At 56.9% G+C, this 9,654-nt stretch carries 10 protein-coding genes and 1 pseudogene; 8 read left to right on the top strand and 3 right to left on the bottom strand.

Annotation, left to right across the window (positions count from 1 at the left end; translation table 11 throughout):
- Both HMPREF3107_RS12015 and HMPREF3107_RS11175 read left to right on the top strand, forming a co-directional pair.
- Positions 1 to 304 (top strand): hypothetical protein (locus tag HMPREF3107_RS12015; RefSeq protein WP_210391437.1); only part of this gene is annotated, 304 nt, incomplete at its 5' end.
- Positions 301 to 744 carry a hypothetical protein gene (locus tag HMPREF3107_RS11175; RefSeq protein WP_083284694.1) on the top strand — a complete coding sequence of 148 codons (444 nt, stop codon included), beginning with the start codon at positions 301 to 303 and terminating at the stop codon, positions 742 to 744. The genes HMPREF3107_RS12015 and HMPREF3107_RS11175, both read left to right, overlap by 4 nt.
- Positions 745 to 1,159: 415 nt before the next feature.
- Here HMPREF3107_RS11175 and HMPREF3107_RS11170 read toward each other — a convergent pair whose 3' ends face one another.
- The 3 genes from HMPREF3107_RS11170 to bioH are packed head-to-tail and all read right to left on the bottom strand — an operon-like array spanning position 1,160 to position 3,787.
- Entirely contained in the window at positions 1,160 to 2,005 is an 846-nt protein-coding gene (locus HMPREF3107_RS11170) for a PHP domain-containing protein (RefSeq protein ID WP_070455525.1), read from the bottom strand.
- Between the two features lie 33 nt (positions 2,006 to 2,038).
- Positions 2,039 to 3,004, bottom strand: a complete 966-nt coding sequence (locus HMPREF3107_RS11165) for a Rieske 2Fe-2S domain-containing protein (RefSeq protein ID WP_070455523.1) — start codon at positions 3,002 to 3,004, stop codon at positions 2,039 to 2,041.
- A 42-nt stretch (positions 3,005 to 3,046) separates the two neighbouring features.
- On the bottom strand, positions 3,047 to 3,787 hold the full coding sequence (gene bioH, locus HMPREF3107_RS11160; RefSeq protein WP_070455521.1) for a pimeloyl-ACP methyl ester esterase BioH: 741 nt from the start codon (positions 3,785 to 3,787) through the stop codon (positions 3,047 to 3,049).
- Here bioH and HMPREF3107_RS11685 point away from each other — a divergent pair.
- The 6 genes and pseudogenes from HMPREF3107_RS11685 to HMPREF3107_RS11130 all read left to right on the top strand — a co-directional run.
- Positions 3,786 to 4,496 carry a ComF family protein gene (locus tag HMPREF3107_RS11685; protein ID WP_070455519.1) on the top strand — a complete coding sequence of 237 codons (711 nt, stop codon included), beginning with the start codon at positions 3,786 to 3,788 and terminating at the stop codon, positions 4,494 to 4,496. The two genes, bioH and HMPREF3107_RS11685, sit on opposite strands and share 2 nt — an antisense overlap.
- Before the next feature lie 51 nt (positions 4,497 to 4,547).
- Complete coding sequence (gene trmL, locus HMPREF3107_RS11150) at positions 4,548 to 5,012, top strand: tRNA (uridine(34)/cytosine(34)/5-carboxymethylaminomethyluridine(34)-2'-O)-methyltransferase TrmL (protein WP_003772370.1); 465 nt, start codon at positions 4,548 to 4,550, stop codon at positions 5,010 to 5,012.
- A gap of 120 nt (positions 5,013 to 5,132) precedes the next feature.
- Positions 5,133 to 5,681 carry a septal ring lytic transglycosylase RlpA family protein gene (locus HMPREF3107_RS11145; RefSeq protein ID WP_070455529.1) on the top strand — a complete coding sequence of 183 codons (549 nt, stop codon included), beginning with the start codon at positions 5,133 to 5,135 and terminating at the stop codon, positions 5,679 to 5,681.
- A 327-nt stretch (positions 5,682 to 6,008) separates the two neighbouring features.
- Entirely contained in the window at positions 6,009 to 6,746 is a 738-nt protein-coding gene (locus tag HMPREF3107_RS11140) for a hypothetical protein (protein ID WP_141742884.1), read from the top strand.
- 46 nt (positions 6,747 to 6,792) lie between these two features.
- On the top strand, positions 6,793 to 9,069 hold the full coding sequence (locus tag HMPREF3107_RS11135; protein WP_070455515.1) for a Tex family protein: 2,277 nt from the start codon (positions 6,793 to 6,795) through the stop codon (positions 9,067 to 9,069).
- Positions 9,070 to 9,142: 73 nt separating this feature from the next.
- Positions 9,143 to 9,654, top strand: a pseudogene (locus HMPREF3107_RS11130) (HTH domain-containing protein); the annotation flags it as partial.

Raw genomic sequence — 9,654 nt, 5'->3', positions numbered from 1 at the left:
GGATTTTGGGGGGATTTTGCAAAGGTCTCATAAAAAATATATGAAAAAAACTTTCAGAATCGGTATGTTGGCATTTGCTTGTGCCTTTTCTCTAGCCACTCTCGCTGCCACAGCCCCTCCACTTGCCCTTGAGATGCCTGCCCAAAAAAACGGTTATGTATCCGGCGCGGAAGGCAAAACGAAACTGACCGAAAATCAGGCAGAGGAAGCCGTATTGGCAAAACGTACAGCCAATGACGCTTCTCTCAAAACATTTGGCCAAAGGGCAGCTTACGCATTGGGCATGGCTAACGGCGAAAGATGAGAATGATAAAAGAGATGGGTCAGGAAATCGATATGGAAGCCATGGCTGAGGCCATATTGGCCATTTACAAAGGCGAGCCGACCAAGATGACCGAAAAACAAGCCGAAGCGATTTGGGAAGAATGGGTATACACACCATCGGAAAACAAAGAACAAAAAAAGGCGCGTTCGACACATAAGCAGGCCAAACGGAAAGCAGGCGGAAAAAATGCCGCCGCGTCCGCCGCAACAAACATTGCCCCCTTTGCCACCCCTGTGGAACGATACGGTTATGCAAAAGGTGTCATATTCGGCATGATTTGGAAAGAGACGAGCGAAGCAGTGGGGGAAATCGATATTGAAAATTATATTGAAGCTTTGCAGACGGCCTACGAAGGCCGCGAAACCAAGATGACCCGCGAAGAAATGCAAAAAGCATTCTACGAGATTCGAGATGTGTAGTCTGAAAAAAGCGAGAAATAACGGCAGGTAGAAACCGAAATCAAATCAGAAAAAGCGAAGCCTTCCTGAAAGGATGCCGCCAAAGATAACGTCCCAACCACTGCCGAAAAAGGACAGCGACCGATAGGCTGAAAACAGCGATTCCGTTATGATTGAATACTAATTCTGCGAGATTCATGGGTCCTGCTTTGATCCAATAGGGACATACGGCAGATTTGATGTTTGATGCGAAACTGGTAAAAATCGAAAAAGCACACAAGGAGGTAAGTCTGCCTCCAGCCACTCGATTCAGTCAACTCAGCCCGCCTGTTCCTGTCATTCCCATATCCAAACTGATTGCAGGTATTTCCGATTGAAAAGGCCGTCTGAAAACCCAAACAATGGTTTTCAGACGGCCTTTTTGAATTTGATTGCTTCAGCCGTCATAAGGCGTGCGGAAGGCGTGCCATACGGGGCGGCAGCGGTCGGGCAGGGCGGGGCATGCGCCGAGGATGCCGCCGCCGTAGTCGCCGGGGCGGTGGAAATCGCTGCCCGCGCCGGCCAGCAGGCCGTGGCGTTCCGCCAGCAGGGCGTAGTTGTGGCGGTCGTTGGCGTTGCTGTTGCCGCTGTGTACTTCGATGGCGCGCCCGCCCAGGGCTTTGAATTCGTCGAACAGGTTGCGCTTGGCAGTGGCGGACAGGTTGTAGCGCATGGGGTGGGCGATGACCGCGATGCCGCCCGCGCCGTTTATTGCGCCCACGCAGTCGGCCAATTCGGCCCATTGGTGGGGGATGGAGCAGGATTTGCCTTCGCCGAGGTATTTGGTGAAGACTTGCTGTTTGTTGCGGACGTGGCCGTTGTCGAGCAGGAAGGAGGCGATATGGGTGCGGCTGACCATTTCCGGGTTGGCCGCCCGTTCCAATGCGCCTTCGTATGCGCCGAAGATGCCTTTTTTTTCGAGTTTGGCGGCAATGGCTTCGAGTCTTTTCAGACGGCCTTTTCGGACTTCGGACAGTAGGTTTTGCAGCGGGGCGTGGTGTTCGTCGAAGTCGAGGCCGACGATGTGGATGGTGCGTTTGCGCCAGGTAACGGAGATTTCTACGCCGTTGATAAAACGGATGCCGAGGGTTTCGGCTTCGGCACGGGCTTCGGCCAAACCGCCGGTGTGGTCGTGGTCGGTCAGGGCGAGCAGGGCGCAGCCGTTGGCGTGGGCGAGGCGGACGACTTCGGTTGGGGTGAGTGCGCCGTCGGAGACGGTGGAGTGGCAGTGGAGGTCTATCATGTTTGTTGGGGGTAAGGCGGTTTTCAGACGGCCTTACATGCTTTTGAGGCTGCTTTGGTAGGCGGCGACTTGTTTGACGCCGATGTCGTCCGCACCGTCGAGTTTCAGGCGCATGTGTTCGACGACGACGAAGTCTTTTTTCAGGAAGGCCAGGTAGAGGAAGCGGGCAATCCAAAGTTGCAGGCGGTGCAGGGGTGCGCCGTGTGGGATGCCGATGGCGGCAAAGGCCTGCGTGCTGCGTTGTTCGGGAGGGTGTCCGGCGGGGTTTTCGGGCAGGAGGGCGAAAACGCCCGTCGTGCGGAAACGGCCGACGCGGCTTTGCACCATGATGCTGCTGCCGATGCAGGTGTGGATTAAGTCGATATGCCCGCCCGACAGCCGTTGCATCAGCCAGCTGGAAAAGCCGCCTTTGGGCAGGATGCGGGTTCGGTAGGTCATTTTGAGGCCGCCTTCGGGCAAGGATTCGAACTTCGGGTCGCCGTCTACGGTACGTTGGTGCACCATCGCCATGTGCGAGAGGTCGAAACCGTTGCAAATCATGGCGCGCCAGTCGGCGCAGATGCGACGCGGTCCTGCGGTCAGCCAGTGATGGCCGTTGCCGTCAAACGGCGGGGGAGGGGGTTCGGCGGTCGGCGGGTGCAGCCAAACCAGTCCGAAGCGTTCGATGCAGTGCCAGGCTTGTGCGCCGATGCGGCAGCCTTTGCTGATGGGCGGCAGTTCGGTGTCGGTTTGTTGCGCGGGGTCTACCAGGCAGCCGTGCAGGCCGCATTCCAGGGAGCAGCCGTCTACGCGCGCACTTTTCAGGTGTGCGCCCATGTGGGGGCAGAATGCGTCTGTGGCGCGGAAAACGCCGTCTTCTCCGCGGTAAAGCACCCATTCGCGGCCGCACAGGTGGCCGTTGTGTACTTTGCCGGGTGCAAAGCCGGATACACGGGCGACGGGATACCATGCCTGCGGCCAGTGGTGCCAAAGGTGTTCTGTCGGGTCGTGGTCGTTCATATGGTTCGGATGATGGGGGGTTGTCAGGCCGTCTGAAAATATTCAGCCGAAGAAGCGTTTCAATAGGCCGGAAAATTCGGCTGCATGGCTGAGGAAGGGGGCGTGTGCCGCTTTTTCGATAATCTGTAATTCGGCAAACGGCAGGTGTTGTTCCAGGTATTCGCCCATGCGCGGCGGGGTGATGCTGTCTTTCCCGCCGTAAACCAGCAAGACGGGCTGGCGGATTTGGCGCAGGAAGGGGCGTGCGTCGGCAAGCGAGAGCGCGTCAAGCGCGGCCTTCAGGGCGGCGGGCGCGCCGTTTTTCACCATGTCGGGCAGGACGGAGGCGATGATTTCCTCGCCGTCCGGCGTGTTCAGCAGTTGCAGTTGCAGAAACTGGCGCATATATTTCGGGTAGTCCTGTTCGAACAGGGCAATCATTTTGTCCAATGCCGTTCGGCTCTGCCCTTGCGGGTAATCGGATGCGGCGAGGAATTTGGCAAACGACGAGGTCAGGCACAGGCGGCGGACTTTGTGCGGATAGCGGATGGCGAGATGGAGGGCGACCAGCCCGCCGAGCGACCAGCCCACCACATCGCCGTTGTCGGGCATTTCGGCCGCCAGCGCATCGGCGGCGGCCATGATGTCGAACGTGCCGTCCGAAGGCGCGTTACCGTGTCCGGGCAGGTCGGGCGTATGCACCCGCCAAGTTTCGGGCAGCAGCGGGCGGAGGCCGTCGAATATACGGCCGTTTGCCGCCCAGCCGTGTATCAGGTAAACAGAATGAGGAAGATGCTTGTTCATGAATATCCTTTCCCGATGGTTGCATTTGTGTGCGCCGGAATGCTGCTTATTATGCCACGCTTCGGCTTCAGGGGGCATATGCCGCGACTGCCTAGACGATTTGTGCCGTTCGGCCGTTGCCGGCAGCCAAAGCTGCCCGCGCTGCGGCGGCATCGGCGACGGCATTTCCCCCTGCGGCGGCTGTCAGCGCAAACCGCCGCCGTTTGAAAAATTATGGTCGTCGCTGCATTACGAACCGCCCGTCAGCGGCCTGTTGCACGAATTCAAACACCTGCGCCAGATAGCCTTGAAGCGTTTGTTGGCGGAACTGATGGCCGCCCTGCCGCCGCCCTGGCTGCACGATGCCGATATAGACGGCATCCTCGCCGTACCGCTGAGCCGCGAGAGGTTAGTGGAACGCGGCTTCAACCAATGCGGCGAACTCGCCCGCCTGCTGTCTGCCCGATACGGCCTGCCCCTGCTGCCCGAAGACACCGTTTTCAGACGGCCTGCACCGCCGCAAAGCACACTGCCGTATGCGCGGCGGAAGAAAAATGTGGTAGGGCTGTTCCGCGTGGCGGGCGATGTTAAAAAACGCAATTTGCTGTTAATCGACGACGTTGCGACCACAAACGCAACATTGGCCGAACTTTCCCGAATGCTAAAGTGGGCGGGGGCTGGAAACCTATACTGCTGGACACTGGCCCAGGCCAAAATGCAAAAATCTTGACGGCCGCGCCGCATAGAGGCATAGTGCCTCCCGTTTTAAGTGACTGATTTTATGTTTACTGTCGTTTTATACCAGCCGGAAATCCCGCCCAATACGGGCAACATCATCCGGCTGTGCGCCAATACCGGTGCGGATTTGCACCTGGTCAAACCGCTCGGTTTCCCGCTCGATTCGAGCAAAATGAAACGCGCCGGGCTGGACTATCACGAATTCGCCAGCCTGACCGTGCATGAAAACTTCGCCGACTGCCTGTCCGCCCTTTCCGGCCGCCGCATTTTCGCGCTGACCACCAAGGGCAGCACACGTCCCGATCAAGTATCATTCCGGCCAGGCGACGTTTTTCTGTTCGGTCCGGAAACCCGCGGCCTGCCTGCCGAAATCCTCGACAGCCTTCCGGCGGGGCAAAAAATCCGCCTGCCGATGAAAGCAGGCAGCAGAAGCATGAATCTGTCGAACACCGTGGCCGTCGTCGTTTTCGAAGCGTGGCGGCAAAACGGTTTTTCAGACGGCCTATAAGCTGCCATACAGACAGGCCGTCTGAAAAACAGGCCGTAAAGGAATTTGCGGCCGCCAACCTTATCAACTCCGGAACAGGATTTAGTTTTGATTCAAACCAAACCAAACTTATTCGTCGGCCTGGTTGCCGCCTTCTCACTCAGTGCCTACGCCTCTCCCGCCGCAGACACTTCGGTTCAAGCCGCGGCTACCGCCCAACCTGATGTAGTCGTCCAAACCGAACCGCTGCACAAAACAGCCAACCTCAGCTACAAAGTGGCCGGCAAACGATACCAGCCGACCAAAAAAATCGAAAGTTTCAGCCAAACCGGCAAGGCCTCATGGTACGGCCCCGGCTTTCACGGCAAAAAAACCTCCAGCGGCGAACGCTTCGACATGAACACCCTCTCCGCCGCACACCGCACGCTGCCCATACCCAGCTATGCGCGCGTAACCAACCTCTCCAACGGCAAAAGCGTCGTCGTCCGCATCAACGACCGCGGCCCCTTCCACGGCAACCGCGTGATGGATTTGTCTAAAGCCGCCGCCAAAGAACTCGGCTTTATCCACACCGGCACGGCCAACGTGAAGGTTGAACAAATCCTTCCCAACGGCAAAGGGCAGAAACAGCAAAACCGCCGAGACGGTATCGTTACCAGCGTAAAACCGAAAACGCAGACCGAAATCTAAGCCGATTCCGTCTGATAATAAACAGAATTCAAACAGAGGCCGTCTGAAAAATATTTCAGACGGCCTTTTCTTCCAAATACATGCTCAAAAAGATGGCAAACATCCTACACAAACCTCCTTTACGCATCACCATCAAAAATGCAGGTAATCGCCATGCAAGGCGGAAACGCCCGGTAAAATCGTTTGCCCACTATCCGGTTTGCCTTCAGACGGCCTGAAAGCCCTATCACGATGTGGCATAATCCGCCTTTGTTTTTTAAGACGATCCCTGCCTCAAATTATTTCATGAAGTATCTGAAAAATATTGCCTTGAAAGGGAAAAACACCATGCAAAATTTTTTGTCCGGATTGCTGAACAAATTAGGTTTCGCATCATCAAGCCAAATCGAAAGCCAAGCTGCAAACCAAGCCACGATGCCCGAAATCCACACACAGCCCGACCAACCTCTGTCATTCGGTTTCAAAACCAATTGGCTGGCGGTCAAATCTGATTCGCCCGAAGCCGTATTGGAAAAGCTGCCGTTGCAGAATATACAGCCGGCCAACTGGCAAAGCAGTGTTCAAATCATGGAAGCGGCAGACTATCAAAGCAGCCTGCAGCCCGTTTTCGTATCGCCCTGCATTCGCGGCTGGGTGTTCGTTGTCAGCCATTTGGCCCTGCCGTGCCTCCATCCGGAACGCCCGTTCAATATGCTGACAAAGCCGTTATTAGACCGATTCAAAGAAGTGCAATATTTCGGTTCTTACCGTGTAACGGATTATCTGGCATGGGCAAAAGCGGAGGATGGAAAATGGATACGGCGTTTTGAAACTTCCGACAGCTGTATCTTGGAAAACTTCGGCGTGCAAACCGCCGCCGAAAAATCTTTAAACCTTGTATATGTCGAATCCGAAGAAGAATTTGAACAAGACGAAGTATTTGAAAAATGGATAGCCGCGCAAGATGAAGAAACGCCCGCACAACTGGCGGGTTTGTGGAGCATCAATCCTCTAGAATTGGAAAATATGGATTTGCCACCTTCAATTGGCTATCTGGGCTATTTTGAAAAAACAGAAAACCCTTAATTTCAGGCAGCCCCAAAAGCAGCCTGCACCCATCAAAAGGACCCCCATGAACATCACTCAAATCCTCTCTCAAGAACTCTCCGCCACCGCCGCCCAAATCACCGCCGCCGTCGAGCTTTTGGACGACGGCGCGACCGTGCCGTTTATCGCCCGCTACCGCAAGGAAGCCACGGGCGGGCTGGACGACACGCAGTTGCGGCAGCTTGCCGAGCGGCTGCAATACCTGCGCGAGTTGGAAGAGCGCAAAGCCGTTGTTTTAAAAAGCATTGAAGAGCAAGGCAAGCTTTCAGACGACCTCAGGGCGCAAATCGAAGCCGCCGACAACAAAACTGCACTGGAAGACCTGTACCTGCCCTACAAGCCCAAACGCCGCACCAAAGCACAAATCGCGCGCGAACACGGGTTGCAGCCGCTGGCGGACGTGTTGCTTGCCGAGCAGCCGCAGGATGTTGAAGCCGCCGCGCAAGGCTACCTGAACGAAAATGTCCCCGACACCAAAGCCGCGCTGGACGGCGCGCGCGCGATTCTGATGGAGCAGTTTGCCGAAGACGCGGAACTCATCGGCACGCTGCGCGACAAGCTGTGGAACGAAGCGGAAATTCACGCACAAGTGGTTGAAGGCAAAGAAACCGAAGGCGAAAAATTCAGCGATTATTTCGACCACCGCGAACCCATGCGCGCCATACCCAGCCACCGCGCGCTGGCAGTTTTGCGCGGCCGCAACGAAGGCGTGTTGAACATCGCGCTCAAATACCAGCCCGACGACACGCCGATGACGCAGCAAAGCGAATACGAGCAACTCATCGCCCGCCGTTTCAAGGTTTCAGACGGCCACAAATGGCTGCGCGACACCGTGCGCCTGACTTGGCGCGCGAAAATCTTTTTGTCGCTGGAACTCGAAGCCTTAGGCCGTCTGAAAGAAGCCGCCGACACCGACGCGATTACCGTGTTCGCCCGCAATCTCAAAGACTTGTTGCTCGCCGCGCCCGCCGGACGGCTGACCACTTTGGGTCTCGACCCCGGCTACCGCAACGGAGTGAAATGCGCCGTGGTGGACGACACGGGCAAGCTGCTGGATACCGTTATCGTCTATTTACATCAAGAAAACAATATGTTGGCAACGCTGTCGCGCCTGATTAAACAGCACGGCGTGAAGCTCATCGCCATCGGCAACGGCACCGCCAGCCGCGAAACCGACAAAATCGCGGGCGAACTGGTGCGCGGAATGCCCGAAAGCAGCCTGCACAAAATCGTCGTGTCCGAAGCCGGCGCGTCGATTTATTCCGCGTCCGAACTGGCGGCGCGCGAGTTCCCCGACTTGGACGTTTCCCTGCGCGGCGCGGTGTCCATCGCCCGCAGGCTGCAAGACCCACTTGCCGAGTTGGTCAAAATCGACCCCAAATCCATCGGCGTGGGGCAGTATCAGCACGACGTGAACCAAAGCCAGCTTGCCAAATCGCTGGATGCGGTGGTCGAAGACTGCGTGAACGCCGTCGGCGTGGACGTAAACACCGCCTCCGCCCCGCTCTTGGCGCGGATTTCCGGTTTGAATCAAACCCTTGCCCAAAACATCGTCGCCTACCGCGATGAAAACGGCGCGTTCGACAGCCGCAAAAAATTGCTGAAAGTGCCGCGTTTGGGCGAAAAAACCTTCGAGCAGGCGGCAGGCTTTTTGCGGATTAACGGCGGCAAAGAGCCGCTGGACGCGAGCGCCGTCCACCCCGAAGCCTATCCCGTCGTCGCCAAAATGCTGGCGCAACAAGGCATTACCGCCGCCGAACTCATCGGCAACCGCGAGCGCGTGAAGCAAATCAAAGCGTCCGACTTCACCGACGAACGCTTCGGCCTGCCGACCATTTTGGACATCCTGTCCGAGCTGGAAAAACCCGGCCGCGACCCGCGCGGCGAGTTTCAGACGGCCTCATTCGCCGAAGGCATCCACGAAATCAGCGACTTGCAAGTCGGCATGATACTCGAAGGCGTGGTTTCCAACGTCGCCAACTTCGGCGCGTTCGTGGACATCGGCGTCCATCAGGACGGCTTGGTGCACATCTCCGCCCTGTCCAATAAATTCGTCCAAGACCCGCGCGAAGTGGTGAAAGCCGGCGACGTGGTGAAAGTGAAAGTGCTGGAAGTCGATGCCGCCAGAAAACGCATCGCGCTGACCATGCGGCTGGATGACGAAGCAGGTGCGGAAAAACGCGGGCGCAGGCTGCCTGAAACCGAAAACCGCGGCGCAAACAGCCGCTCCGGCAAACCGCCGCGCGAAAAGCAGCCTGCAAATTCGGCAATGGCGGATGCGTTGGCGAAGTTGAAGCGGTAAACTCAAACAGTGCAGGCTGCTTTTTCAGGCCGTCTGAAAGCCAACGGGCAGTATTTTTGAAAGAGGGAAAAACATGACCTATCTCGAACTCGCGCTGTATGCGTTGCAGCAGTTGGCACGTCCAGCCAGCGCATCGGAAATTTGGGATTTTATCGAACAAAACCGGCTTTACGCCGAACTGGACGGCTACAACCCCGAACAAGGCCTGCCGTCCATCGGCAAAACGCCGTGGGCAACCGTAGGCGCACGGCTGTATGTGGAATCGAAAAAGCCCGACGGCAAAATCACGGCGCAGGGCAGCCGCCCCAAGCTGTTTTCCCTGCGGCAGGCAGTTTCAGGCAGCCTGAAAGCTTTGCCGCTGCCCGAAAACGCCGTCGCCCTGCCGCCTGCCGCCCAAACGCAAAAAGCCCGATTCCACGAGCGCGACCTGCATCCGCTACTGTGCAAATTTCTGGTGGAACACCCCGTCTTTGCCGCACAGTCGCGCACCATATTCCACGAAAAAAGCGGCAAAAGCCAAAAGGGCGCGGACAAATGGCTCTATCCCGATATGGTGAGACCTTTGCAAAATTCCTTTTCCTCAGC

It is taken from the genome of Neisseria sp. HMSC31F04 (assembly GCF_001807735.1).
Classification (GTDB): Bacteria; Pseudomonadota; Gammaproteobacteria; order Burkholderiales; family Neisseriaceae; genus Neisseria; species Neisseria elongata.
Note: the sequence above shows the minus strand (reverse complement) of the source record. Positions and strands in the feature narration are given on the sequence as shown.

Coding starts and splice junctions, on each gene's coding strand:
- HMPREF3107_RS11175 (WP_083284694.1), top strand. CDS start 301: ATGAGAATGATAAAAGAGATGGGTCAGGAAATCGATATGGAAGCCATG.
- HMPREF3107_RS11170 (WP_070455525.1), bottom strand. CDS start 2,005: ATGATAGACCTCCACTGCCACTCCACCGTCTCCGACGGCGCACTCACC.
- HMPREF3107_RS11165 (WP_070455523.1), bottom strand. CDS start 3,004: ATGAACGACCACGACCCGACAGAACACCTTTGGCACCACTGGCCGCAG.
- HMPREF3107_RS11685 (WP_070455519.1), top strand. CDS start 3,786: ATGAATATCCTTTCCCGATGGTTGCATTTGTGTGCGCCGGAATGCTGC.
- bioH (WP_070455521.1), bottom strand. CDS start 3,787: ATGAACAAGCATCTTCCTCATTCTGTTTACCTGATACACGGCTGGGCG.
- trmL (WP_003772370.1), top strand. CDS start 4,548: ATGTTTACTGTCGTTTTATACCAGCCGGAAATCCCGCCCAATACGGGC.
- HMPREF3107_RS11140 (WP_141742884.1), top strand. CDS start 6,009: ATGCAAAATTTTTTGTCCGGATTGCTGAACAAATTAGGTTTCGCATCA.
- HMPREF3107_RS11135 (WP_070455515.1), top strand. CDS start 6,793: ATGAACATCACTCAAATCCTCTCTCAAGAACTCTCCGCCACCGCCGCC.